The sequence below is a fragment of the Terrabacter sp. AAH1 genome (genome assembly GCF_054456855.1).
The window spans coordinates 1-24,243 of sequence record NZ_JBTJJV010000006.1; the positions used below are offsets into that span (position 1 = coordinate 1).

20 protein-coding genes are annotated in these 24,243 nt (G+C 71.5%); 3 read left to right on the plus strand and 17 right to left on the minus strand.

All coding sequences use genetic code 11. From position 1 onward, the window contains the following. Positions 1 to 164: 164 nt before the first annotated feature. From ACXR8F_RS11270 to ACXR8F_RS11320, 11 genes are all read right to left on the minus strand, one after another. Positions 165 to 1,688, minus strand: coding sequence for a glycosyltransferase family protein (locus tag ACXR8F_RS11270; protein WP_458800490.1), 1,524 nt, complete (start codon positions 1,686 to 1,688; stop codon positions 165 to 167). A 16-nt stretch (positions 1,689 to 1,704) separates the two neighbouring features. After that, entirely contained in the window at positions 1,705 to 3,474 is a 1,770-nt protein-coding gene (gene leuA / locus ACXR8F_RS11275; protein WP_458800492.1) for a 2-isopropylmalate synthase, read from the minus strand. A gap of 234 nt (positions 3,475 to 3,708) precedes the next feature. Beyond that, on the minus strand, positions 3,709 to 4,965 hold the full coding sequence (locus ACXR8F_RS11280) for a hypothetical protein (RefSeq protein WP_458800494.1): 1,257 nt from the start codon (positions 4,963 to 4,965) through the stop codon (positions 3,709 to 3,711). Positions 4,966 to 5,061: 96 nt separating this feature from the next. Continuing rightward, positions 5,062 to 7,203 carry a multicopper oxidase family protein gene (locus ACXR8F_RS11285; protein ID WP_458800496.1) on the minus strand — a complete coding sequence of 714 codons (2,142 nt, stop codon included), beginning with the start codon at positions 7,201 to 7,203 and terminating at the stop codon, positions 5,062 to 5,064. A gap of 281 nt (positions 7,204 to 7,484) precedes the next feature. Then, complete coding sequence (locus tag ACXR8F_RS11290; protein ID WP_458800498.1) at positions 7,485 to 7,646, minus strand: hypothetical protein; 162 nt, start codon at positions 7,644 to 7,646, stop codon at positions 7,485 to 7,487. A 42-nt stretch (positions 7,647 to 7,688) separates the two neighbouring features. Beyond that, a complete protein-coding gene (gene era, locus ACXR8F_RS11295; protein ID WP_045190418.1) occupies positions 7,689 to 8,666 on the minus strand; it encodes a GTPase Era in 978 nt (325 codons plus the stop codon). Next, positions 8,647 to 9,960: a hemolysin family protein gene (locus ACXR8F_RS11300; RefSeq protein WP_045190419.1), complete on the minus strand. Its 1,314-nt coding sequence runs from the start codon at positions 9,958 to 9,960 to the stop codon at positions 8,647 to 8,649. The genes era and ACXR8F_RS11300 overlap by 20 nt, the downstream gene beginning before the upstream one ends. Positions 9,961 to 9,979: 19 nt before the next feature. Further along, positions 9,980 to 10,447 (minus strand): rRNA maturation RNase YbeY, encoded by a 468-nt coding sequence (ybeY, locus tag ACXR8F_RS11305; RefSeq protein ID WP_045190422.1) that lies wholly within the window; start codon positions 10,445 to 10,447, stop codon positions 9,980 to 9,982. Continuing rightward, on the minus strand, positions 10,444 to 11,613 hold the full coding sequence (locus tag ACXR8F_RS11310; RefSeq protein WP_458800501.1) for a PhoH family protein: 1,170 nt from the start codon (positions 11,611 to 11,613) through the stop codon (positions 10,444 to 10,446). Before ACXR8F_RS11310 ends, ybeY begins: the two co-directional genes overlap by 4 nt. Positions 11,614 to 11,626: 13 nt before the next feature. Continuing rightward, entirely contained in the window at positions 11,627 to 13,177 is a 1,551-nt protein-coding gene (locus tag ACXR8F_RS11315) for a S10 family peptidase (protein ID WP_458800503.1), read from the minus strand. After that, complete coding sequence (locus ACXR8F_RS11320) at positions 13,174 to 13,533, minus strand: histidine triad nucleotide-binding protein (protein WP_458800505.1); 360 nt, start codon at positions 13,531 to 13,533, stop codon at positions 13,174 to 13,176. The genes ACXR8F_RS11315 and ACXR8F_RS11320 overlap by 4 nt, the downstream gene beginning before the upstream one ends. Before the next feature lie 67 nt (positions 13,534 to 13,600). On the opposite strand from ACXR8F_RS11320, the gene ACXR8F_RS11325 reads away from it, so the two are divergent. Together ACXR8F_RS11325 and ACXR8F_RS11330 are read left to right on the plus strand one after the other, a co-directional pair. Then, positions 13,601 to 14,221, plus strand: a complete 621-nt coding sequence (locus ACXR8F_RS11325) for a SigE family RNA polymerase sigma factor (RefSeq protein WP_458800507.1) — start codon at positions 13,601 to 13,603, stop codon at positions 14,219 to 14,221. Next, the gene (locus tag ACXR8F_RS11330) at positions 14,218 to 15,390 is read left to right on the plus strand and encodes a Gmad2 immunoglobulin-like domain-containing protein (RefSeq protein ID WP_458800509.1); all 1,173 of its coding nucleotides are present in this window, start codon (positions 14,218 to 14,220) and stop codon (positions 15,388 to 15,390) included. Before ACXR8F_RS11325 ends, ACXR8F_RS11330 begins: the two co-directional genes overlap by 4 nt. Before the next feature lie 57 nt (positions 15,391 to 15,447). Here the strand turns inward: ACXR8F_RS11330 and ACXR8F_RS11335 are convergent, their stop codons facing one another. From ACXR8F_RS11335 to hrcA, 3 genes are all read right to left on the minus strand, one after another. Next, positions 15,448 to 16,191, minus strand: coding sequence for a 16S rRNA (uracil(1498)-N(3))-methyltransferase (locus ACXR8F_RS11335; protein WP_458800511.1), 744 nt, complete (start codon positions 16,189 to 16,191; stop codon positions 15,448 to 15,450). A gap of 19 nt (positions 16,192 to 16,210) precedes the next feature. Continuing rightward, positions 16,211 to 17,344: a molecular chaperone DnaJ gene (gene dnaJ / locus ACXR8F_RS11340; protein ID WP_045190429.1), complete on the minus strand. Its 1,134-nt coding sequence runs from the start codon at positions 17,342 to 17,344 to the stop codon at positions 16,211 to 16,213. An 84-nt stretch (positions 17,345 to 17,428) separates the two neighbouring features. Next, positions 17,429 to 18,472, minus strand: a complete 1,044-nt coding sequence (gene hrcA, locus ACXR8F_RS11345) for a heat-inducible transcriptional repressor HrcA (RefSeq protein WP_045190430.1) — start codon at positions 18,470 to 18,472, stop codon at positions 17,429 to 17,431. A gap of 238 nt (positions 18,473 to 18,710) precedes the next feature. Between hrcA and ACXR8F_RS11350 the strand changes: the two genes are divergently transcribed. Then, the gene (locus ACXR8F_RS11350; RefSeq protein ID WP_458800513.1) at positions 18,711 to 19,595 is read left to right on the plus strand and encodes a DUF3097 domain-containing protein; all 885 of its coding nucleotides are present in this window, start codon (positions 18,711 to 18,713) and stop codon (positions 19,593 to 19,595) included. 3 nt (positions 19,596 to 19,598) lie between these two features. On the opposite strand, the gene ACXR8F_RS11355 is transcribed toward ACXR8F_RS11350, so the two are convergent. The 3 genes from ACXR8F_RS11355 to hemW form a co-directional block, all read right to left on the minus strand. Then, positions 19,599 to 21,290, minus strand: a complete 1,692-nt coding sequence (locus ACXR8F_RS11355; protein ID WP_458800515.1) for a CHAP domain-containing protein — start codon at positions 21,288 to 21,290, stop codon at positions 19,599 to 19,601. A gap of 174 nt (positions 21,291 to 21,464) precedes the next feature. Continuing rightward, the gene (locus tag ACXR8F_RS11360; protein ID WP_458800517.1) at positions 21,465 to 22,967 is read right to left on the minus strand and encodes an aldehyde dehydrogenase family protein; all 1,503 of its coding nucleotides are present in this window, start codon (positions 22,965 to 22,967) and stop codon (positions 21,465 to 21,467) included. 30 nt (positions 22,968 to 22,997) lie between these two features. Then, positions 22,998 to 24,233 (minus strand): radical SAM family heme chaperone HemW, encoded by a 1,236-nt coding sequence (gene hemW / locus ACXR8F_RS11365; protein ID WP_458800811.1) that lies wholly within the window; start codon positions 24,231 to 24,233, stop codon positions 22,998 to 23,000. Between the last annotated feature and the right edge of the window lie 10 nt (positions 24,234 to 24,243).

Consider the following 24,243-nt stretch of genomic DNA (forward strand, 5'->3'; position numbering starts at 1 on the left):
CGCCAGCCCCGCCCCCAGCAGCGCCAACGCCTGCTCCCGCTGAGCCAACGAGTACGTCCCCGGGATTCCGCCCATGCCTGCCTCCACGCAATTCGTGTTGCGCAGACGATCTGAAGCCAAGAGGGGTGCGCGTCGGGAAGTGGGCACTCGACCGGGGGGGGTCATCAGGTCCGCGGTCGGCGGCCGGGCCGCGGCAGCGACGAGTGGACGGTCCCCGCGAGCGCCACGACGAGCGGCACGAACGCGAAGAGGTAGCGCGACCGCCCCTGCAGCACGAGGGTGAAGGCTGCGATCCCGAGCACCGAGACGGCGAGGAGGAGGGTCTCGCGCCGGTAGGGGGCGCGCAGCAGCCCGACACCTGCCACGAGCAGCACCGCCAGCCACAAGGCCTGCGTGAGGTCTACCCGCAACGGATACCCAGATCCGTGGAAACCGTTGAGCTCGTGGACGGCTCCCGTGAGGCCGGTCGCCGGCGCCAGGGCTCCCGGCAGGGAGTCCGGCCCCTCGCCCCACGCCCAGAACATCCCGTCGCCCCAGTTCCAGGCCGCCTTGTTGCCGTAGAAGGCGAGCGTGCCACCGAGACCGCGCTCGGCCCAGCGGTCGCCGAGGAAGCCCGCCGCATACGCCCTCATCTGCTCCTGGTCGCTGTGGGTCACGGCGTCGACCATCTGTCGGGAGTAGGCGCCGTAGTTCACGACCCCGCCGGGAGTGCGCTGCCCGTCGGCGCCGAGGGCGACCCACCAGAGGATCGGCGGTGTCGCGGTGGCGTCGATGCGCGACGAGTCGACCCCCGAGACCGTCGTGGCGGCGGCCGACAGGCCCAGACCGACCCCCGCGAAGGCGGCCATCGAGACGGCACACGCCGCGATGACACCCGCCCGTCGGCCGGGCAGCAGGTCGTGGTCGAAGATCGCGACCACTGCCGTCAGGACGCCGGCGATGGCGACGACCACCGGCGTCGTCTTGATCGCGTACGCGACCGCCACACAGACGACCGACAGGGACCACAGCACGATGCGGGACACCCGCGGGCCGGGAGCGAGTGCCTTCACGGCCAGGGCCACCCCACCGGCCACGAAGGGCATGGCGTAGAAGTCGGTGTAGGGCACGGCCAGCCACGGGCTCGTGCCGACGAGGACGAGCGTCGTGAGCTGGGCCGCGAAGGCCGGGCCCCGACCGGCCACGCGCACGACGACCAGGTGGACGGCATACAGGGTGACGCCGACGCAAGCGGCGTTGAGCGGAACGAGGATGGCATCAGGTGACAGTGAGAAGGCTTGTCCCACAGCGACGCCCACGCGGTCAATGGCAAGGAGGGGGACGTTGTTGGGGTACAGCGAGAGGTAGTCGTAGTCGTCGGTGGTCAGCGGGCGCCCGGCCTGCAACGCCCTCGCCATGTCCATCACGACGCGGGCGTCCCAGCCGTAGCGGTAGCCCGTCATCATCCCCACGGCACCTGCCACCACCGCCCCGCCGACGGCCGTTGCCGCCGGCAACCACCGGCTCTTCGCCCACCCGGGCACGCGGGCGAGCACTGCGAGCGCCAGCAGGCCCAGGGTGGCCGGGACGACGACGAGCGGACGGTGCGCCACGTTGACCGCGCGTGGGGCCACCACGCCCACGATCGCGACGGCGACGAGCGACACCCCGGTCAGCCTGAGCAGGGCTCGGCCGACCGGGGTGTCCATGGGGCGTGACGCTACCTCAGCGGTTCGTGTCGGCGGCAGCCGCCTCGTCGGCGACGCGGTCGCGGTAGGCACGGTTGCACGCCGACACGACGGCCTTGAGCGAGGCCGTGACGATGGACGAGTCGACCCCGACGCCCCAGAGCACCCGGGGGCCGATGGCGCACTCGACGTAGGCCGCGGCGCGGGCGTCGCCGCCGGCCGACAGCGCGTGCTCGGCGTAGTCGAGGACGCGCATGTCGGGGGCGCCCTCGATCGTCATGAAGGCGTCGAGGAAGGCCGCGATCGGGCCGTTCCCGCGGCCGGTGATGGTGACCGGCTCGCCGTTGTCGGTGATCGTCGCCTCGATCGTGGAGTCGCCGTCGACGGTCGAGTCGGTGACGACGTTGACGAGCTCGAAGCGACCCCACGGCTTCGCCGGGTCGGGCAGGTACTCGTCCTGGAAACGCGACCACAGCTCGGACGGGGCCACCTCGCCGCCGTCCTGGTCGACGCCGCGCTGCACGACCCCGGAGAACTCGATCTGGAGCCGGCGCGGCAGGTCCATCTGGTGCTCGGACTTCATGATGTAGGAGACGCCGCCCTTGCCCGACTGGCTGTTCACGCGGACGACGGCCTCGTAGGAGCGGCCCAGGTCGTGCGGGTCGACGGGCAGGTAGGGCACGCCCCAGACGAGGTCGTCGACGCTCGTCCCCTTGTCCTTGGCCTCGACCTCCATCGCCTCGAAGCCCTTCTTGATGGCGTCCTGGTGCGAGCCGCTGAAGGCGGTGAAGACGAGGTCGCCGCCGTAGGGGTGGCGCTCTCCGACGGGCAGCTGGTTGCAGTACTCGACGGTGCGGCGGATCTCGTCGATGTCGCTGAAGTCGATCTGCGGGTCGATGCCCTGGCTGAAGAGGTTCATGCCGAGGGTGACGAGGTCGACGTTGCCGGTGCGCTCGCCGTTGCCGAAGAGGCACCCCTCGATGCGGTCGGCGCCGGCGAGGTAGCCGAGCTCGGCGGCGGCGACGCCGGTGCCCCGGTCGTTGTGCGGGTGCAGGCTCACGACGAGGGACTCGCGCCGGTCGAGGTGGCGCACCATCCACTCGATCGAGTCGGCGTAGACGTTCGGCGTGATCATCTCGACGGTCGCGGGCAGGTTGACGATCATCTTGTGGTCGGGCGTCGGGTCGATGACGTCGATGACCGCGTTGCAGATGCGCATCGCGAAGTCGAGCTCGGTGCCGGTGTAGGACTCGGGCGAGTACTCGTAGTAGATCGTCGTGTCGGGGATCGTCTCCTCGAGCTTCTTGATGAGCCGTGCGCCCTGGACTGCGATGTCGATGATGCCGTCCTGGTCGAGGCCGAAGACGACGCGGCGCTGCAGGATCGAGGTCGAGTTGTAGAAGTGGACGATCGCCTCCTTCGCGCCCCGGATGGCGTCGAAGGTGCGCTCGATGAGGTGGTCGCGGCACTGGGTCAGCACCTGGATCGTCACGTCGTCGGGGATGTGGCCCCCGTCGATGAGCTCGCGGCAGAAGTCGAAGTCGGTCTGGCTGGCCGACGGGAACCCGATCTCGATCTCCTTGTAGCCCATCTTGACGAGCAGTTGGAACATGCGCAGCTTGCGCTCGGAGTTCATCGGGTCGATGAGGGCCTGGTTGCCGTCACGCAGGTCGACGGCGCACCAGCGCGGCGCACGCTCGATGCGCTTGGTCGGCCACGTGCGGTCGGGCAGGTCGAAGGGGATCTGCTCGTGGAACGGCACGTACTTCTGGAACGGCATTCCCGACGTCTGCTGCGGGTGGATCATCGTGCACTCTCTCTCATCTGCGTTTCGCTCGGTGTCCGGCCGGACACGGGAAACTCCGCGACGAGGAGGGCCGGGATCAGGCCTCGTCGCGGCAGAGAAGGAGGAGGCTCGCCGCACGCACGGCATCACCGTATGCCGCCGGGATCGCTCCCGTCCACAGGCTGGGCCGGGACGCCCGGATCCTGAGACCGGGTCCGGGCGGCCCTGCTGCGGTGGCGGCGCGGCCGGTTCGCGTCAGCCCTGTCCGTCGGCCGTCTCGGCACTCTGCGACGTGCCGGAGCCGTGCGCGTCGCCCCCGAGGAGCAGCATGCCGTCGGCAGCCACCCCGACGAGCGTCACGGCCACCATCGCCGCGATCACGAGGCCGGTGCGGTGGGCGCTCACCGTCCGGATCCGCACGGCGTCCTGGTCGTCCTGGTCGTCCTGGGCGCCCTCGCCGTCCCCTTCGGTGCTCTCGGTGGAACGGAGCGCCAGCGCGAAGGCGACCGCTGCCGCCTCCAGCGCGGCGCACGCGAGGTCGCTCATGCCCAGTGCCTCGGGCACGCCCGGCTCGGGCCCCAGCGGCAGGCCCACCGTCCTGCTCACGACCCAGAGGGCGATCGGCCCGGCCGCGGCCACGACGGCCGCGGCGCGCACCGCGCCCGTCGGCCGCACGAGCACGGCGACCCCGACGAGGAGCTGGGCCGCGGCGAGGGCGATGAAGAACAGGCCGGCGGCCGCCCACTCGGTGAGGTGCTCGGGCACGACCGCCACGTGGATGGCCGCGGCGCCGACGAGCGCTCCCACCAGCCCGAGGACCCGGTCGTCCGCGCGCCAGGCCCTGACTGCCCTCGGTGAGGTGACGCGGAGGCGCCCACCACGCATGGCGACCATCCAGCCCACGACGAGCACGTTGGTCAGGAGCACGAGGCCCGCGCCGTAGCCCACGGCGTGGGCCTGCAGCCAGAAGCTGTCGGACTGCAGGCGGGCGATGCAGTCGACACCGCACGTGGTGCTCATCGAGCCCATGTGCTCGATGAGGCCGGACTGGAGTCGGAAGTCCACCGCGGCGCTGACGAACAGGTGGGCCGCACCGACGAGCGAGGCGGCCAGCGTGACGAGCCAGGCGGACGCGACGACCGCGCGTGCGCCGCGCAGCACCGGCCCGAAGCGGCGCTTGGCCACGGTGAGGGCGGCGAGCACCCCCACGACGTAGAGCGGTGTCATGACGGCCGACTCGCGCAGCCACGTCGCGAACGGCTCTCCGGTGCGCTCGATCGCGCCGACCGCTCCGCGCACGGAGATGACCCAGAACCCGTCGGCGAAGGCGAGCACGACGGCGAGCGAGACGACGGTGAACCACGGGACGGCGGACGACGGCTCGGGCGAAGGAGCCGCCGGCCGTGCGGACGCCGCACCGGTCGACGTCGACGGCACCGGAGTCGGGCGCGTGCCCGCGCCGCCGGAGTGCGCCCGGAAGGGGTGGATGGGTTGAACGGAACGAGTCGCCATCGGGACCAGCCTCGAGTCTGCAGTGAAAAGGTAAGGGCTTCACGGCGATCGGGGTGGCCGCCCCGAAGGGCGACCACCCGCGGTCGGTGGTCCGGGCTACGTGATCTCCCAGCCGAACATCATGGCGTGGTCCTCGTGGGCGAGGTTGTGGCAGTGCGCCACGTACGGCCCGTGGAAGTCGCGGAAGCCGCGGTAGACGATCACGGACTCGCTCGGGTCGAGCGCCACGAGGTCCTCTCGCGACACGTCCTCCGGGTGTCCCGTGTCGGCCTTGAGCGACACGTCCTTGCCGTTTCGCATGACGGTGCGGTGCTCCTCCATGTGCAGGTGGAAGGGGTGCACCCAGCCGCCTCCGCCGTTGCGGATCTCCCACAGGTTGAAGCTGTTCATCTTCTGCGACGCCAGGGACGTCTTGCCGGCCGGGTTCTTCAGGCTGGTGGCGACGGTGCCCGGCTCGAACGGCTTGCCGTTGATGAGCCATTCGACGTCCGCGCCGGCGCTGCCCCGCTGGACCTCGAAGATCAGACGGTTGTCCATCATCGACTGCCAGTTGCTCGGCAGCGGCGGCAGGGCCCGCATGAGCCGGTTCGGCGGCGGCATGATGCTGTTGTCGGGCACGGTGTCACCGATGACGAACTTCAGCATCGGCACCTTGTAGTTGGGGTCGGACGAGAACCGCGAGGAGCTCGCCCACTTGCGGCCGTCGGGCATCTTCATGACGTTCGTCAGGTAGATGACGTCACCCTTCGTCGTGGGCGTGCCGTCCGCGTACTTTGTGAAGTCGATGATGACCTCGCGACGCTTGGCCGGCCACAGCTCGAACGAGCTCCGCGTGATCGGGAAGGGCAGGAGGCCGCCGTCGGAGGCGATCTGCACGAACTTCATGCACTCCTGGCCGTCCGGGATGCGGTACTGCCCCTGCAGCTCGTCACCCGAGTAGCCCAGCGACACAGAGGACTTCGGCCCCTTGGTCGAGCTCATGAGCTTGAACTCGTAGATGCGCGACACCGAGGCGTCGAGGAACCGGAACCGGTACTTACGGCGCTTGACGTTGAGCACCGGGTACGCCGTGCCGTTGACGGTGAAGATGTCACCGACGAAGCCGTGCGACGGGAAGTGCTTGAAGAACGTCTTGCCCCACCACTCGGGATGCGTCTTCGGGTTGTTGGCCGCCGGGAACTCCCCGAGGCCGTCGTGCACGTCCTTGTGGGTCGTCACGCCGTCGTCGAGACGCGTGTCGTAGAACGCCAGCGGGATGTCGTAGTCCACGTCGAACGAGCCGTCGTCGTGGTTGCGACGGACACCGGGCAGGCGCAGGCCGTAGCGCTCGTCGCCCATGTCGAGGTTGTTCTTCGGGTCGTAGATCGGGTAGAGGCCGACCATGCCCTTGTAGACGTTGGCGCCGGTGTGGTCCATGCGGTGGTCGTGGAACCAGAAGAAGCTCTGCTTCTCGCGGTCGTCGTTGCCCGCCGGCCAGTTGAGGTAGAGGTTGTCGCACCACGTCTGCGGGAGGTACCCGTGGGTCTTCGGCCCGTAGTTCATCGTGTAGTGCGGGTTGCCGTCGCTCTCGGGCGCGGTGTGACCGTTGTGCAGGTGGGTCAGGAACGACCAGTCCGGAGCACCGAAGTCCTGCCGGTCCAGGCCCAGCTCGTTCTCGTCGAGCCTGTTGATGAACCGCACGAGCGCGGGCTTGCCGTACTCGGCGTTGATCATCGGGCCCGGGAACGTCCCGTTGAAGCCGTAGATCGTGCTGGGCGGCAGGTCGCGGATCGTCCCCGCGGCGTACGTCTTGCCGGTCGAGTCGAACGAGACCGTCGGCTTGCCGCCGGCGTCGATGGGCAGCACCTTCGACGTCGTGAACGAGTGAGGCCGCACCTGCAGCTCGATCCGGTAGACGATCGGGTCCGGGCAGTTGATGGTCTTCGACCAGATCTGGTGCTGCTCGTTGCTCAGCGAGTTCTGCTGTCCCACGCCTGGTCCCGGCGGTGATGCCCACCCGCTGAACTCGGTCACCGGGATCGGGCGAAGTGCCTGCGGCACGATCAGCGCGTCCTTGAACGGTGACATGATGAGCGGGCTCGTCGGATAGGTCTCGATGTAGAACAGCAGGTCGCTGAGCGCTGTCGACGTGCCGGCGAATGCGCCGTCGGCGTTGAGCAGCCCACCCTTCTCGAGCCCCGGGACGGCGAAGACCTTGGCCCCGACCACCGCCGCTGTCAGCCCCCCGGCCGCCCCCATCCTCAGCAACGTCCGGCGCCCCAGTCCCCCTGGTTCTGCAGTTGTTTGCGTGTCCATGACACAGATCCCCTCTTACCTGGTCGTGCGGTGGAACCTCCCCGCGCACAACGATGAACCCCAGACCTAGGGGTCTTCTGGGGTTCCCGAAAAGTGGGCGCTCAGCGCGTCACGATTGTCCGGATGCGCGCAGAATGTCGTCCGAATTGCGTAGTGACACAAAGGGCCCCGTGGGGGTATGTCAAACCCCCGGGGGTGTCGCCCACCGCCCACCGGGCGGTGGGTCAGGCCGACGGCGTACCGGCGGGGTCGGCAGCAGCGGTTGTGGCCTCGGGCGCATCAGTGCGCGTCGAGGCGTCGGCGATCTCCTCCTCGGGGCGCGGTGGAACCGTCTGGTCGTCCTCGAGAACCTCGAACTCGTGGTCGTGTGCCGCAGTCTCGGACATCAGGGCCTCCTCGACCCGAGTCTAGGACCGGACGCGGGCCGCTCAGAAGCCCAGGCGCTGGAGCTGCTTCGGGTCGCGCTGCCAGTCCTTGGCGACCTTGACGTGGAGGTCGAGGAAGACCTTCTGGCCCAGGAGCGCCTCGATGCCTCGCCGCGCATTCGTGCCGACCTCGCGCAGGCGCGACCCGCCACGGCCGATGACGATCGCCTTCTGGCTCGAGCGCTCCACGAAGACGTTGACGCGAACGTCGAGCAGGGGCCGGTCCTCCGGGCGACCCTCGCGCGGCACCATCTCCTCGACCACGACGGCGAGCGAGTGCGGCAGCTCGTCGCGCACGCCCTCGAGGGCGGCCTCGCGCACGAGCTCGGCGATCATCACCATCTCGGGCTCGTCGGTGAGCACGCCGTCGGGGTAGAGCTGCGGCGACCGTGGCAGGAACGACGCGAGCACGTCGCGCACCTGCTCGACCTGCTCGCCGGAGACGGCGGAGCACGGGATGATGGCGTCCCAGGAGCCGAGCTGGTCGATGGCGATGAGGTGCTCGGCGAGGCGTTCCCGGTCGACCGCGTCGGCCTTGGTCGCGATGGCCACGACGGGCCGACGACGAACCGACCGCAGCTCGGTGAGCTCGTTGGCGATGAAGGTGTCACCAGGGCCGATGCGCTGGTCGGACGGCAGGCAGAACCCGATGACGTCGACCTCGAGGAGCGTCTCGCGCACGAGGTCGTTGAGCCGCTCGCCGAGCAGGGTGCGGGGCTTGTGCAGCCCCGGGGTGTCGACGAGGATCACCTGTGCCGTGGGCGTGGTCGCCACGCCCCGGATCGTGTGCCGGGTGGTCTGCGGCTTCGAGCTCGTGATCGCCACCTTCTGCCCCACGAGGGCGTTGGTGAGGGTCGACTTGCCGGCGTTGGGCCGGCCCACGAGACAGACGAACCCGGCGCGGTAGTCGTCACCGGCAGCACTCGCGCCGGCTGTCTCCGCCCCGTCGGGTCGACCCGGGTCAGCGTCCTGGGTGCCCATGGGCGTCCTCCGTCTCGGTGTGCTGTGGAGCGGGTTCTGGTTCTGCGGCGCGGTGCACGATGACGGACGCGACGCGGTGCCGGCGTCCGGCCATCCGCTCGGCCGTCAGCTCCAGTCCAGCGACGGTACCGGACGAACCGACGATGGGCACCCGGCCGATGACCTTCGTCAGGAGACCGCCGACCGTGTCGACGTCCTCCTCGTCGATGGTCACGTCGAAGAGCTCGGCGAGGTCGTCGATGTCCATCGTCGCCGGGACCCTCAGCGTGCCGTCCTCGAGCTGCTCGACGCCGGGACCCTCACGGTCGTGCTCGTCGGCGATCTCGCCGACGATCTCCTCGATGATGTCCTCGATGGTGATGAGCCCCGCGGTGCCGCCGTACTCGTCGACGACGATGGCGAAGTGGGTCTGGTCGCGCTGCATCTCCCGCAGCAGGTCGTCCACCGGCTTGCTCTCGGGCACGAAGTGCATCGGCCGCATCACCTCGGTGGCCGGGTGGCGCCCGTCCTCCGGGGCGGCGTTGAGCCGCCGAGCGACGTCCTTGAAGTAGAGCAGGCCGCGCACGTCGTCGCTGTCCTCGCCGACGACCGGGATGCGGGAGAAGCCCGAGCGCAGGAACAGCGACATCGCGCTGCGCAGCGTCTTGTCGGCGTCGAGGACGACCATGTCGGTGCGCGGCACCATCACGGCTCGCGCCACGGTGTCGCCGAGCTCGAAGACGGAGTGGATCATCTCGCGCTCGTCGGCCTCGATGACGTCGGACTCGCCGGCCATGTCGACGAGGTCACGCAGCTCGGACTCGGTCTGGAACGGTCCGTCGGTGTAGCCCTTGCCGGGCGTGACGGCGTTGCCGAGCACGACGAGCAGCTTGGCGACGGGCCCGAGGACCCGGCGCAGGCCGACCGCGAACGGGGCGCTCCACAGCGCGACCGTGTCGTAGTTCTGCCGCCCGAGCGTGCGCGGTGACACGCCGACGACGACGAACGAGACGACCGCCATGATCGCGATGCTGATGAGGGCTCGGCTCCACGTCGACTCGACCTGGCCGGCGACGGCCAGCGTCACGAGCACCGCGGCCGTGGCCTCGGCGACGACGCGCAGGAACGCGATCACCGACAGGTAGGCGGGTGAGTCGCCGACGACGGTCGTCAGCGACTTGGCGCCGGACCGCCCCTCGTCGAAGAGCTCCTGGGCGCGCACCCGTGACATGCGGAAGATGGCCGCCTCGGCGGCCGAGAGCAGGAACGCGACGACGATGCTGACGAGGGCCGGGAGGGCGAACTGCGGGAACATCTCGGTCTCTCGCCCTCGCTCAGGCGCTGGGTCGGTTGCGGGTGGCGAGGAAGGTGAGCAGGAGCTGTCGTTGCAGCTCGAACATCTCGCGTTCCTCGTCGGGCTCCGCGTGGTCGTAGCCGAGCAGGTGCAGGATGCCGTGCGTCGTCAGCAGCAGCATCTCCTCGATCGGCGCGTGCCCGGCCTCGAGCGCCTGCTTCGTCGCGACGGACGGGCACAGCACGATGTCGCCGAGGGTGCCCTCCTCGGGCTCCTGGCCCTCGCGACCGGGGCGCAGCTCGTCCATCGGGAAGCTCATGACGTCGGTCGGCCCGGGCAGGTCCATCCACTGCACGTGGAGCACCTCCATCGCCGCCTCGTCGACGAGCTTGATGCACAGGTCGGCCTGCGGATGGACCCGCATCTGCTCCATGACGTAGGCGGCGCAGGCGAGCAGCTCGAGCTCGTCGACGTCGTGGTCGGTCTCGTTGAGGACGTCGATGCTCACGCCGGGTCCTCCTGTGCCACGGTCGAGTCCACCGAGGGCGTATGCCGTGTGGCCGACCTGGGCGACCGCGTGGGCCCCGCGCCCGAGTCCTTGCCGGCCGCGCTGCGAGCGCGGCGCTGGGCCCGGTGGTCGTCGCGGTCGTAGGCGTCGACGATGGCGCTCACGAGACGGTGGCGCACGACGTCGTGCGAGGTCAGCTCGGCGAAGTGGATGTCGTCGACGTCGCCGAGGATGTCGCGCACGATCTTGAGGCCCGAGCGGGTGCCGCCCGGCAGGTCGACCTGGGTGATGTCGCCCGTCACCACCATCTTCGAGCCGAAGCCGAGGCGGGTGAGGAACATCTTCATCTGCTCGCTCGAGGTGTTCTGGGCCTCGTCGAGGATGATGAACGCGTCGTTGAGCGAGCGGCCGCGCATGTACGCCAGCGGCGCCACCTCGATCGTGCCGGCGGCCATGAGCTTGGGGATCGTCTCGGGCGACACCATGTCGTGCAGCGCGTCGTAGAGCGGCCGCAGGTAGGGGTCGATCTTGTCGTTGAGCGTGCCGGGCAGGAAGCCGAGGCGCTCGCCCGCCTCCACGGCAGGACGGGTGAGGATGATGCGGTTGACCTGCTTGGCCTGCAGCGCGGCGACGGCCTTCGCCATGGCGAGGTAGGTCTTGCCCGTGCCTGCCGGGCCGATGCCGAAGACGATCGTGTGCTGGTCGATGGCGTCGACGTAGCGCTTCTGGTTGAGCGTCTTCGGGCGGATGGTGCGCCCGCGGTTGCTGACGATGTTCATCGTCAGCACGTCGGCGGGCCGCTCGATGGTCTGGCTGCGCAGCATGGAGATGGAGCGCTCGACGGCGTCGCGGTTGAGCGGCTGCCCGGTCTCGACGATGACGAGCAGCTCGTCGATGAGCGAGTCGATGATCTCGAGCTCGCCCGCCGGGCCGGCGAAGGTCATCTCGTTGCCGCGCACGTGCGTGTCGACGAGCGGGAACTGCCGTTCCATCGTGCGCAGCAGCTCGTCGCGCGGACCGAGGAGCGTGACCATCTCGATCGGGGGCGGGATCTGCCGGGTCAGGACCGGCGCGTCCTCGGCGGAGCGGGCTCCGCGGGAGCGCTCGGGCCGTTCGGAGGTGGCGGGGCCGTCGGACTCGGATGGTCGGGGTTGCGCGTCATTCATCGTGCTGTCGAGTCTACGTGTCGCGACGCGAGCTCCTCACCACGAATTCCGCGAGGTCCTTGCTCTGCTGCACGCGGGACGGCTCGTGGACGTACATCATGTGTCCGGCCTCGTAGTAGGCGTGCTCGATGTTGGCGAGGAGCGCCTCGGGCAGCTGGAGGTGCGCGACGACGTCCTCGGCGGCGAAGTGCGGGGTGGCACCGTCGTAGTAGCCGTAGGCGATGTGGACCTTGAGGTGGGGGTTCTGCCGCATCGCGCGCTCGAGCTTCGGCGACACGTCGATCGGCCGTCCCTCGAAGTCCTTGAACGACCAGGGGTGCACGAGGCGCGAGATCTGCTCGTAGTGCAGGTCGCTGCCGTAGCCGAGCTCGTCGCGCACGTAGTGGTTCCAGGCGGCGGCATACGGGCCGGTGATGGCGTCGTGCGACGGGTCGGCGTCCATGTTCTCGGCGAAGGCGGCGGCTGCCGGGCCGGTGAACCGGGAGTCGAGCCGGCCCACGGACAGGCGCTGGTCGCGCAGCAGCTCGGTGAAGTAGCGCCAGTGCTCGATGCGCAGGTCGACGCGGTCGACGTAGTCCTCGGTGAGGCCCGAGAGCCGGGCCAGGGTCGTGACCGCCTCGGCGCGCTCGCCCTCGGTGAGTCGGTTGCCACGCGAGAGCACCCACGGGTAGTCGCGGGCGGCATATGCCTCGGCCTCCTCGAGGACGGTCCGCAGCGACCTCCGGCCGTGCTTGCCGTGGTAGTGGGCCACGGCGGCATACGTCGGCAGGTAGAGCGCGTGCGCTCGGTCGTTGCGCTGGTTCTCGAAGTCGACCGAGCTGAGGTCGAGCACGCTCGAGATGAGGACGAGCCCGTTGAGGTACATGCCGTAGCGCGACTGGAGGTGCTCGGCGAGCGCCGCACCGCGCAGCGTGCCGTACGACTCGCCGGCGACGAACTTCGGCGACATCCACCGCCCGTTGCGCGAGGTCCAGAGGCGGATCAGCTCGCCGACGGACTCGATGTCCTTCTGGTAGCCGTGGTAGTCCCCCGGCTTGCCGCCCTCCACGGCCCGCGAGTAGCCCGTCGACATCGGGTCGATGAAGACGAGGTCGCTCACGGCGAGGAGGGACTCGGGGTTGTCGACGAGGGCGTACGGCGGCGGTTCGAGGGCGCCGACGTCGCCGCTCACGACGCGCCGCGGGCCGAGGAGGCCGAGGTGCAGCCAGACGCTCGAGCTGCCCGGACCGCCGTTGAAGGCGAACGTGACCGGCCGGGTGCGCGCGTCGGCGTCGTCGAGCACGTAGCTCGTCATCGACAGCTCGGCGCGGGCCTTGTGGCCGCCGAAGGTGCCGTCCTTGTGCTCCTCCTCGCGCAGCACGACCCGGCCCGTGGTCGCCGTGTAGGCGAGCCGGCGGCGGCCCACCTTGAGCACGTGGTGGGTCGTGACGAGGTCGTCGACGGGATCGGGCTTGTCGACCTTCACCGGTGTGGACGCCTTCGCGTCGGCGGGCGCGCTCGGCCCTTCGTCGGTCTCGACGGGCGGTGCGGGCGCTGCTGGCGTCGCCGCAGTCTCGTCGCTCACACCATCCGCCCTTCGCTGAACGCAGCCCCCGCCAGCACGTGGACGTGCGCGTGGAAGACCGTCTGGCCGGCGGCGCTGCCGGTGTTGACGATCATCCGGTACGCGTCGGGCACGCCCTCCTGGTCGGCCACCTGGGCAGCGAGCCGGAACACGTCGGCGAGGTCCTCGTCGGACGCGGCGGCCAGCGCCCCGATCGTCGGCTCGTGCCGTCGGGGAACGACGAGCACGTGGACCGGCGCTGCGGGCTTGATGTCGCGGAAGGCGATGGACCGCTCGGACTCGGCCACGCGGTCGCCCGGGATCTCGCCGGCGACGATCTTGCAGAAGAGGCAGTCACTGGAGGTCTGCGAGGTCATGTCTGCACCCTAGGCATGTCAACCCCCACGTGCACGTGCGCGTCATTCGTCCGTGAGAGCGTTGGGTATGCCCACAGGCGAGGTGAGCGAGCCGAGGTCCAGGGGTTCCGCGGGCGGAGCGGGCTCTGCCGCGTCCCCGGGGGCGTATGCCGCCCTGGACCTCCCGAGCGATCCCGACGTCGCCATCAGCGAGCTCTACCACGCGCACTGGCACCGGCTCGTGCGCCTGGCCTGGCTCCTGCTGCGCGACCAGCTCGCGGCCGAGGACGTGGTCCAGGACGCCTTCGTGGCGACCCATCGCAGCTGGGCGTCCATCCGCGACGGTGGACGCGTGGTCGGGTACCTGCAGACGGCGGTCGTCAACGGCTGCCGCTCGGTGCAGCGGCACAACGTCGTGGTCGACCGGCAGAACGCCCGCGACGCCGCGGCCGCCGACGCACCGGGCCGCGGCACGCTGGGCAGCGCCGAGACCCAGGTGCTTCGCGGCGCCGAACGGGACTCCGTCCTCGACGCGCTGCGCACCCTTCCAACGCGCCAGCGCGAGGTGCTCGTGCTGCGCTACTACGGCGGCCTGTCCGAGGCCCAGATCGCCCAGTCGCTCGAGATCTCACCGGGCGCCGTCAAGACGCATGCCCACCGCGGGCTCACCGCCCTGCGTCACACCATCGACCCCCTGGAGCTGTCATGAACACCGACCCGAGGCGAGCGGGCGGACAGCCGCCCGACGACGAGCCGGTCGTCATCGGCGCGGGCCTGCGACCTGTCGAGGACCGGCTGCGGCACGCCCTCGACTCGGAGGCGCGGTCGATCACACCGGGCGACCGGCTCGGCGCCATCCTCACCGAGGCGCACGCGGCCGACGCGGGCAGCGGCTCCCGCCGCCACCGGTGGTTGCTGCCGTCAGCCGCCGCAGCCGCCGCGGTGCTGCTCGCCGGCACGGTGTGGGCGGTCAACCGCCCGTCGGGCTCGACGCCGCCCGTCGCTGCGACCTCGAGCACCTCCGGCACGCCGTCCCCGAGCGCTTCCAGCGGCGCACCGTCGACGGCGCCGTCGAGCGTGCCCACCCAGACCGCCACCGGCCCGACCACACCGGCCACCACGCCCCCGACCAGCGCCCCGCCGGTGACGGCCGCGACGTCGGTCCCGGTGTACTACCTCGGCCCGGTGCGCGAGGGCAGCGCCCAGGTGCGGCTCTTCCGCGAGTTCGTCTCGGCTCCGGTCGCCACGCCCGCCACCCCGGAGGGCAAGGCCGTCGCCGCGCTGCGTCTCGCGATGGGCGCTCCTCCGAAGGGATCGCAGTACCAGTCGGCGTGGGCCGGCGTGACCCCGCAGTCGGTGACCGTGGCGGCCGACTCCATCCGGGTGCGTCTCTCGTCGGGCAGCGACGCGGCCGGGCTCGCCACGGAGCAGCTCGTCTGGACGGTGCAGGCCGCCCTCGGCAAGTCGCTCCCGGTGCGCTTCGAGCTCGCCGACGGCGGCGCCGTGGTCTCGCCGGGGCACCCGGTCTCGGCTGCGTACAACCGGCCGACCGACCAGATGGCCGTGCTCGAGCAGGTCGCGCCCGTCTGGGTCGACGCGCCCGCCCGCAACGGTGTCGTCAAGGCCGGCGCGCCCCTGACGGCCACCGGCGTGGCGAGCACCTTCGAGGCCACCGTGGAGTGGGAGGTGCTCCGCGACGGTGTCTCCTTCGAGAAGGGCTTCACCACGGCGTCCGCCGGCGCCCCGGCCCGCGGCACCTACCGGTTCACGACGAAGAAGCCGCTCACGGCCGGCTCCTACGTGCTGCGCGTCTTCGAGAGCAGCGCCAAGGACGGCTCGCTCGCCGCAGAGCAGCGCATCCCCTTCACCGCCCGCTGAGACCCCACCGAGAGGGCAGTCCGTCCGGACGGACGGCGTTCTCGGTGTGGGAGGGGGTCAGCGCCAGCGGGCCCTGGCGCTGAGCACCGCGAGGCCCGCAGGACCGGCGGAGGACGCCCGCAGGATCGTCGAGCCGAGGCGCACGGGCCGCGCCCCGGCCCCACGAAGGGCCTCGACCTCGCGTTCGCTGATACCGCCCTCGGGGCCGACGACGAGGAGCACGTCGCCCTCATCCGGCAGCTCGACCGTGGCGAGCGGCTCCGTGGCGTCCTCGTGGAGCACGAGCGTCAGGGCCGACTCGCCCACCCGGGCCACGAGCGGTGCGAGCCCGACCGCGGGCGACGTGAGCGGCATACGTGAGCGGCGGGACTGCTTGGTCGCCCGGGTGACCACGGCCGCCCACTTCGCGAGCGACTTGGCGGCGCGTTCGCCACGCCACACCACGACGGAGCGTTCGGCCTGCCAGGGGACGATCTCGTCGACTCCGAGCTCGGTCGCCGCCTCGATCGCCTGCTCGTCGCGGTCGCCCTTTGCCAGCGCCTGGACGAGGACGAAGCGGGTCGCCGGCGCGGGCTCGTCGACGACCTCCAGCACCGTGCCGCGCACCGACGAACGGTCGACGTCGGTGGCCTCGAGCAGCACGCGGCGTCCGGCCCCGTCGGCGACGAAGTAGCGCTCCCCCACCCGCAGGCGCACCACGGCCCCCGCGTGCCGGCCCTCGTCGCCGTCGAGCAGCAGCGAGGCGCCCTCGACCGCTGCCGCGACCGAGGACGGCTCACCGAGGAAGAGCTGGTGCGTCACCGGGCACCCATCGCGCGGGTCACTTCTCCTTGAAGGCGTCGCGCAGCTTGCCGAAGAGGCCCTTGTTGGCGGGGGCGAGGCGCCCCTCGGGACGCTCCTCGCCGCGCAGCGCGGCGAACTGGCGCAGCAGCTCCTGCTGCTCGTCGGTGAGGCGCGTGGGCGTCAGCACGTTCGCGTGCACGAGCAGGTCGCCGCGCCCACCGTGGCGCAGGTGCGTGACCCCGAGACCGCGCAGCGTGAGGACGTCACCGCTCTGGGTGCCGGGCTTGATCTCGAGGTCCTGCATGCCGTCGAAGGTCGAGAGCTTGAAGCTCGTGCCGAGCGCGGCAGCCGCCATCGGCAGCTCGACGCTGCAGTGCAGGTCGTCGCCGCGGCGGGTGTAGGTCTCGTGGTTGACCACCCGGATCTCGACGTAGAGGTCGGCGGCGGGACCGTTGCCCGGGCCGACCTCGCCCTCGCCGGTGAGCTGGATGCGCGTCCCCGTGTCGACGCCGGCGGGCACCTTGAGCTTGAGCGACCGGCGGGTGCGCACGCGTCCGTCGCCGGAGCAGTCGTGGCAGGGGTCGGTGAGGGTCGAGCCGTAGCCCTGGCAGTTGACGCACGGACGCGAGGTCATGACCTGGCCGAGGAAGCTGCGCTGGACCTGCTGCACCTCGCCGGCGCCCTTGCAGATCGGGCAGGTCTGCCGGCCGGTGCCCGGCTCGGCACCGTCGCCGCCGCAGCGGTTGCACCCGACGGCGGTGTCGAGGGTGAGCTCCTCCTCCGACCCGAAGACGGCCTTGGCGAGGTCGATGTCGAGGCGCACGAGGGCGTCCTGCCCGCGCTGCATGCGCTGGCGCGGGCCTCGCGTTCCGGCGGCCGCCCCGGCTCCGAAGAAGGCGTCCATGACGTCGCTGAACGAGAAGCCGGCACCCGCGCCGAAGCCGGCGCCGCCGCCGCTGGCGAACGGGTCGGCGCCCATGTCGAAGGACTGGCGCTTCTGCGGGTCCGACAGCACGTCGTAGGCCTGCGACACCCGCTTGAACTCCTCCTCGGCCTCCGGGCCGGGGTTGACGTCGGGGTGCAGCTTGCGGGCGAGTCGACGGTAGGCCTTCTTGATCTCCTCCTGGCTCGCGTCGCGCGAGACACCGAGGACGGCGTAGTAGTCGTTCAAGCTGGGATTCCTTCGGTGCGTGGTGTTTTCGGGACGGCGCAGCAGTGCACCGGCGTGTGCGGTCTGGTGGTCGGGTCGGTCGGGTCAGGTGCCCGCGTTGTCGTCGAGGATCTCAGAGACGTAGCGGGCGACGGCACGGACCGACGCCATCGTCGTGGGGTAGTCCATGCGGGTCGGGCCGAGCACGCCGAGGCTGGCGACCCGCTCGGAACCGGACCCGTAGCCCATCGACACGAGAGAGGTGCTCTGCAGGCCGGTCACCGGGTTCTCGGAGCCGATGCGCACCGAGACGAGGTCGGGGTCGTCGCCGAGCTGACCGAGCAGGCGCAGCAGCGTCACGTGCTCCTCGAGCGCCTCGAGGATCGGCCCGATGGTGCGCGGGAAGTCCGCACCGGCCCGGGCGAGGTTGGCCTGGCCGGCGAGCACGACGCGCTCCTCGCGCTCCTCGACGAGGGCGTCACCGAGGGCCGAGACGACCGCCTTCATGGCGGCGCGGTCGGCCTCGTCGGTCTCGTCGACGAGGCGCCGCAGCTGCGTGGCCGCCACGGTGAACGGGACGCCCGCCGCGACGTCGTTGATGCGGGTGCGCAGCGAGGAGACCAGTGCCTCGCCGTCGGCGTCGGACAGGACGCGGCCGGTGTCGACCACGCGCTGCTCGACGCGCCCGGTGTTGACGATGAGGACGATCATGAGGTGCGAGGAGCCCATCGGCACGAGCTCGATGTGCCGCACCGTCGACCGGGTCAGCGACGGGTACTGCACGACGGCGACCTGACGGGTCAGGCTGGCGAGCAGCCGCACCGTGCGGTCGACGACGTCGTCGAGGTCGACGGCGCCCTCGAGGAACTGGCTGATCGCGCGCCGCTCGCCGGACGAGAGGGGCTTGACGGCGCTGAGCCGGTCGACGAAGACGCGGTAGCCCGCGTCGGTCGGAACCCGCCCGGCCGACGTGTGCGGCGCGTGGATGAGACCCTCCTCCTCGAGCAGGGCCATGTCGTTGCGCACGGTCGCCGCGCTGACACCGAGGTGGTGGCGCTCGACGAGCGCCTTGCTGCCGACGGGCTCGGAGGTGTGCACGTAGTCCTGCACGATGGCGCGCAGCACCATCAGCCTGCGGTCCTCGCTCATCACGTACCTCCTTCACGGTTCGGCCACCGGCGCGGACGTGTCGGCGGGCCGGTGTGCCACGGGGCCGGCCGCGGCACGCTGCAGCGGCACCTCGACTGGCACTCTCGGTCAGCGAGTGCCAAGTCTACGACGAGACGCGCCGATCTCCGATTTCATCCAACCGTATGCCGCCGGGGACCCGTCGACCGCCCGCGTGGCGCCCGGCGGTGGCCGACCCGGCGGCATACGCTCGCTTGTCGTGTCCCCCAACGACCGTTACGGATCCGACGTGCTGAGCGGTGACTGGCGTGCCCCGCGGCGCGGCCGGTCGACGCCGACCCCTGCCGAGCCCGACCTCGTGGTCGAGGAGGTCGAGACGGGCTGGGTCGGTGCCGTCGTGCGCGTCGAGAAGGCGGGCGGCATGCACCTCGTGCACCTCGAGGACCGGCGGGGCCGCACGAAGGCGTTCCCGCTGGGTCCCGGCTTCCTCGTCGACGGTTCGCCCGTCACCCTGACACCGCCCGTGGCCGCCGCCGGTGCGGCGTTGGCCGAGGCGCGCCGGGCCGCCTCGCGCACCGCGAGCGGCTCGGTGGCCGTGGCCGGGGCTCGGGCGAAGGTGGCGAGCGGGTCGCGCATCTACGTCGAGGGCCGCCACGACGCAGAGCTGGTCGAGAAGGTGTGGGGCGACGACCTGCGCGTCGAGGGCGTCGTCGTCGAGCTCATGGACGGCGTCGACGACCTGGCGGGCATCATCGCGGAGTTCCAGCCCGGCCCCGGCCGGCGCCTCGGGGTGCTCGTCGACCACCTCGTGCCCGGCACGAAGGAGGCCCGCATCGTCGAGCAGGCGAGGTCGCTGCCCGGCCTCGCGCAGCACGTGAAGATCCTCGGCCACCCGTACGTCGACGTGTGGCAGTCGGTGCGCCCCGAGCGGCTCGGGTGGCAGCAGTGGCCGGTCATCCCGCGCGGCACGTCGTGGAAGCACGGCATCTGCGCCGAGCTCGGCTGGGCGCACACGAGCCAGGCCGACATCGCGAACGCGTGGAAGCGCATCCTCGGCACCGTGCGCACCTACGCCGACCTCGAGCCCACCCTGCTCGCGAGCGTCGAGGAGCTCATCGACTTCGTCACCGAGCCGGGCGTCTGACCCCTACTTCTTCACGTAGCCCTGCACGTCGACGACGACGTTCGTCTGGGCGGTCGAGTGCACCGTGATGGTGCCGTCCGCCGCCACGGGGACGATGACCCAGTTGGTCCTCGTCCGCGCCGTCGGCACGGTGAGGCTGGGTGACGTGGGCCGGGCCGCGCCCGTCGGGTAGGCGGTGAGGGCCGTCGTGGTGGTCGGGCCGACGGCCGTGAGGGTCACCGAGACGGCGCCGACGCCGACCGTCGGCACCCCACCGCGACCGAGCACTGCGACGGTCGTCGTCGACCCGGCCGCCACCTTCGCGGCGGGTGCACCCACGCCGGTGCGGGTGTCGACGATGCGGGCCGGAGCGAGCGCCACGTGGTCCGCGCCGGTCCTGAACCAGCCCACGACGTCGACGAGCAGGTCGGTCTGGGCGGTCGAGTGGATCGTCACCTTGCCGCCGGTCCCGAGCCGCGTGACCACCATCCCCGTCATCGAGGCGGTCGCGTCGTAGCCGACGTGCGCGGTCACCGGCCGGGCCGACCCCGTCGGGTATGCCGTGAGCCAGCCGGCCGCGGAGGGTGCGGCGGCCGAGACGTCGAGGGCCACCGCGGACGCGCCGGTCGCGGGCACGACACCCGCACCGGCGACCGGGAGGTCGACCGTCCCCCCGGCCGGGACGCGCACCTTGGGGGCGCCCAGACCGCTGCGCGTGTCGAGCACGCGGGTCGGGGTCACTGGCACGAGGTGACCCGTCGTCGGGTACCACCCCACGACCTCGGCCAGCAGGTGCGTCGTGGCCGAGGCGTAGAGGCGCACCTTGCCGTCGGTGCCCAGCCGCGCAGGCACGAGCTCGCTGACGGTGGCCGCGGCGCCGAAAGACACGCTGCGTGAGCCGGGGCGCGCTGCACCGGAGGGGTAGGACGTGAGGTAGCCGGCGGCCGCCGGCCCGGTGACCGTGACGTTGAGCACGGCCGTGCCGACCCCGCCCGCCGGGATGCCCGCCCGGCCGCTCACCTGGACCGCGACCGACGTCCCGGCCGCGACCTTGGCCGCCGGGGCGCCGAGTCCGGTCCGGGTGTCGAGCACGCGGGTGGGCGCGACAGGCCGGTAGACGTCGGGGTCGACGACGGTGACGCCCTGGTCCTTGAGGTGGATGAAGCCGTTGGGCCACTTGCCACCGGTGCGAGTGACCTTGCGCCACCTGAACTCGCCGCCCCAGTTGTCCTCGGAGACGAGGATCTCGTCGGCGGAGTACACGCGCTCGACGTAGGCGACGTGACCGGTGGCCGAGAACGAGGTGTTCCACCAGGCGACGGAGCCGACCGCGGGGTCGTCGTTGGTGCGGTCGGCGAAGGCCGGGCCCCAGTTGTAGGCGTTGCCCGACAGCGTCGACGGCTTGACGTTCGGCAGGCCGTTCTGGACGAGGCGGTAGGCGACGTAGTTGGTGCAGTTGTGCCCGGTCGACTGGCGCCACCAGCTCGTCGTCGCGTTGGTCTTGTAGCCCGCCTGGGGGTAGCCGGCGGTCTGGCACGGGTCGTAGCCGGTGCAGAGGACGATCCACTCGGCCGAGCTGGCCGGGGCTGCGAGGCCCACGGAGCCGGCGAGCAGCGAGAGAACGGTCACGAGCAGTGCCACGGCCCTGGACCGGACGCGGCCGCCTGGCGTCGCGGGGCGACCGGTCTGCTCGTCGGAGTGGCGCGCCAGTCGCATGTGGGTCTCCCGTGCTCGCCGAGGCTGCTCCGGGAAATCTAGGACATTCGAGCCACGCGATCACTGGTTTCGCAGAAATCCCTCGCGACACGCGGGTGGATCTGCGCCCCATCAGTCACCGACTGTGCTAATGACAGCGCTGTCATTCGCAAGCCCGTCGCGCCGCCTCGGCCCTCAGCGGCGACGGCGCCCGGGTGACACCACCCGGTCGATGACCTGCTCCTTGAACCGGGTGAACGGCGGGCGGATCCACGCCGTCGTGTCGGGGCGCGTCGGCATCGTCAGCACGGCCTTGGCGTGCGAGAAGAGCTCGACGGACCGCTCCCCGTGGTAGGCGCCCATCCCGCTGGCCCCGACTCCCCCGAACGGCAGCTCCGGCACCGCGAGGTGCGCCAGCGGGATGTTGAAGCCGATGGCTCCCGAGGAGGTCTCACGCACGAAGCGCTCGCGCACGACGGCGGAGGGGGTGAACACGTAGAGGGCGAGCGGCTTGTCGCGGCCGTTGACGAGGGCGATGGCGGCGTCGAGGTCGGCGACCGGGACGAGCGGCAGCACGGGCCCGAAGATCTCGTCACGCATGACGGCCTCCTCGGGGTCATCGGGGTCGGCCACCTCCACGAGGGTGGGCTCCAGGTAGCGCGTGGCCGCGTCGGACCGGCCCCCCGCCACGACCCGGCCGCCGTCGAGCAGCCCGGTGAGCCGCTCGAAGTGCCTCCCGTCGACGATCCGGCCGTAGTCGGGCGACGACGCCGGGTCGTCGCCGAAGGCCTCGCGGATCGCTTCCACGAGAAGCGGCTTCAGCTTCGCGAGGGTCTCCGGAGTGGCCACGACGTAGTCGGGCGCGACGCAGGTCTGCCCCGCGTTGGTGAACTTGCCCCAGACGAGGCGCCGGGCCGTGACGGGCAGGTCGGCGTCGTCGGCGACGTAGGCCGGGGACTTGCCGCCGAGCTCCAGCGTCACGGGCGTGAGGTGCGCCGCGGCCGCCTCGAGCACGATCCGCCCGACCGTCCCGTTGCCCGTGTAGAAGATGTGGTCGAAACGCTCGGCGAGGAGCGCGGTGGTCTCGGGCACCGCGCCCTCGACGACGTGGACCGCCTCCGGGTCGAGGTGCTCGGGCACGAGACGGGCGATCAGGGCCGACGTCGCTGGCGCCAGCTCGCTCGGCTTGAGCACGACGGCGTTGCCGGCCGCCAGCGCCCCGACGAGCGGGGCCAGGCACAGCTGGAGGGGGTAGTTCCAGGGCGCGATGACGAGCACGACGCCGAGCGGCTCGCGCACCACCCTCGCCCGCCCGGGCGCCAGCGACAGCGGCACCGGGACCCGGCGGGGCGCCGTCCAGGCCCGCAGGTGGCGCAGTGTGTGGTCGATCTCGCGGACGAGGAAGCCGGTCTCGGTCACCCACGCCTCGGTGGCGCTCTTGCCGAGGTCGGCGTGCAGGGCTGCCGCGATCTCGGCCTCGTGGTCGACGAGGAGCACGCGTAGGGCCTTGAGCTGTGCCACCCGCCAGGCCCGCGCCTTGGTGCGCCCCGTCTCGAACGCCCGCCGCGCCGTCGCCACGGCCTCGCGGGGCTCGGCCGGACGTGCACCGGACGATCCCTCGACGACCGGAACCGGGGTGTTCGCGGTCGCCTCGGTGCTCTCGGCGCCACTCGTCATCGTCGACATGCTCTCGCTCATCTGCCTTCCGGGCCCCTTCTGCCGTGCCCCTCAGGACGCGAGGAGCCGGTGCACCACCGTGTCGGCGAGGAGACGTCCACGGAGGGTCAGGACGAGCCGGGAGTCCCGCAAGGCGGCCGGGCCGTCGACGAGGCCGTCGGCGATCAGACCCGCCACGGCGGTGCGCCCCGATCCTCGCAGATCCGCCACCGGCAGGCCGTCCGCGAGGCGTGTGCCGAGCAGCACACGCTCGTCGTAGCGCTGCTCGTCGGTGAGCCCCTCGCGCGCGTGCGCCGGCGACTCCCCCGCCCCGAGCCGGGCGGCATACGCACTCGGGTGCTTGACGTTCCACCAGCGCATCCCGCCGACGTGGCTGTGCGCACCCGGGCCGACGCCCCACCAGTTCGTGCCCGCCCAGTAGGCGACGTTGTGGCGGCACCGGGCCCGCTGCGAGCGGGCCCAGTTGCTCACCTCGTACCACCCGTAGCCGGCCGCGGAGAGCAGCTCGTCGGCCAGCTCGTACTTGTCGGCCTCGTCGTCGTCCTCGGGCGCCGGGACGACCCCGCGCCGCACCTGGGCAGCCAGCTTCGTCCCCTCCTCGACGACGAGCGCGTACGCCGACACGTGGTCGGGCTCGAGGGCGACGGCGGCCTCGAGGCTGCGCCGCCAGTCGGCGAGCGACTCCCCAGGCGTGCCGTAGATGAGGTCGACGCTCACCTGCATGCCCGCGGCCTTCGTCGCCGCGACGGCGCGCGCCACGTTCTCGGGGTCGTGGGTGCGCTCGAGCGTGTGCAGCACGTGCGGCACGGCCGACTGCATGCCGACCGAGACGCGCGTGAAGCCGCCGTCGGCGAGCTCGCGCAGCGACTCGGGAGTCACCGAGTCGGGGTTCGCCTCGGTCGTGACCTCTGCGTCGGGTGCCAGACCGAACCGCTGCCGTATGCCGTCGAGCACCGTCACGAGGTCGCGTGACCTCAGCATCGTCGGGGTGCCGCCACCGACGAACACGGTCGAGACCGGAGGCGCCGCGGGGCCCAGGACGCCGCGCGCGAGGTCGAGCTCGAGCAGGGCTGCGTCCGCGTAGCTGTCGACGCCGATGCTCGCGCCCGGACCGCCGAGCTCGGTCAGCGTGTAGGTGTTGAAGTCGCAGTAGCCGCAGCGGACCGTGCAGAACGGGACGTGCACGTAGATGCCGAGGTCGGTGCTCGCCACGTCGGCGAGCGCCGACGGTGGGAGCTCTCCCGTGCTGGGGGCGGGGTCGCCGTCGGGAAGGGCGGAGGGCGGCATACGCCCATTG

Bases quoted from the DNA above. Each gene is read 5' to 3' on its own strand.
- ACXR8F_RS11270 (WP_458800490.1), bottom strand. From the start codon at position 1,688: ATGGACACCCCGGTCGGCCGAGCCCTGCTCAGGCTGACCGGGGTGTCG.
- leuA (WP_458800492.1), bottom strand. From the start codon at position 3,474: ATGATCCACCCGCAGCAGACGTCGGGAATGCCGTTCCAGAAGTACGTG.
- ACXR8F_RS11280 (WP_458800494.1), bottom strand. From the start codon at position 4,965: ATGGCGACTCGTTCCGTTCAACCCATCCACCCCTTCCGGGCGCACTCC.
- ACXR8F_RS11285 (WP_458800496.1), bottom strand. From the start codon at position 7,203: ATGGGGGCGGCCGGGGGGCTGACAGCGGCGGTGGTCGGGGCCAAGGTC.
- ACXR8F_RS11290 (WP_458800498.1), bottom strand. From the start codon at position 7,646: ATGTCCGAGACTGCGGCACACGACCACGAGTTCGAGGTTCTCGAGGAC.
- era (WP_045190418.1), bottom strand. From the start codon at position 8,666: ATGGGCACCCAGGACGCTGACCCGGGTCGACCCGACGGGGCGGAGACA.
- ACXR8F_RS11300 (WP_045190419.1), bottom strand. From the start codon at position 9,960: ATGTTCCCGCAGTTCGCCCTCCCGGCCCTCGTCAGCATCGTCGTCGCG.
- ACXR8F_RS11310 (WP_458800501.1), bottom strand. From the start codon at position 11,613: ATGAATGACGCGCAACCCCGACCATCCGAGTCCGACGGCCCCGCCACC.
- ACXR8F_RS11320 (WP_458800505.1), bottom strand. From the start codon at position 13,533: ATGACCTCGCAGACCTCCAGTGACTGCCTCTTCTGCAAGATCGTCGCC.
- ACXR8F_RS11325 (WP_458800507.1), top strand. From the start codon at position 13,601: ATGCCCACAGGCGAGGTGAGCGAGCCGAGGTCCAGGGGTTCCGCGGGC.
- ACXR8F_RS11330 (WP_458800509.1), top strand. From the start codon at position 14,218: ATGAACACCGACCCGAGGCGAGCGGGCGGACAGCCGCCCGACGACGAG.
- hrcA (WP_045190430.1), bottom strand. From the start codon at position 18,472: ATGAGCGAGGACCGCAGGCTGATGGTGCTGCGCGCCATCGTGCAGGAC.
- ACXR8F_RS11355 (WP_458800515.1), bottom strand. From the start codon at position 21,290: ATGCGACTGGCGCGCCACTCCGACGAGCAGACCGGTCGCCCCGCGACG.
- ACXR8F_RS11360 (WP_458800517.1), bottom strand. From the start codon at position 22,967: ATGAGCGAGAGCATGTCGACGATGACGAGTGGCGCCGAGAGCACCGAG.
- hemW (WP_458800811.1), bottom strand. From the start codon at position 24,233: ATGCCGCCCTCCGCCCTTCCCGACGGCGACCCCGCCCCCAGCACGGGA.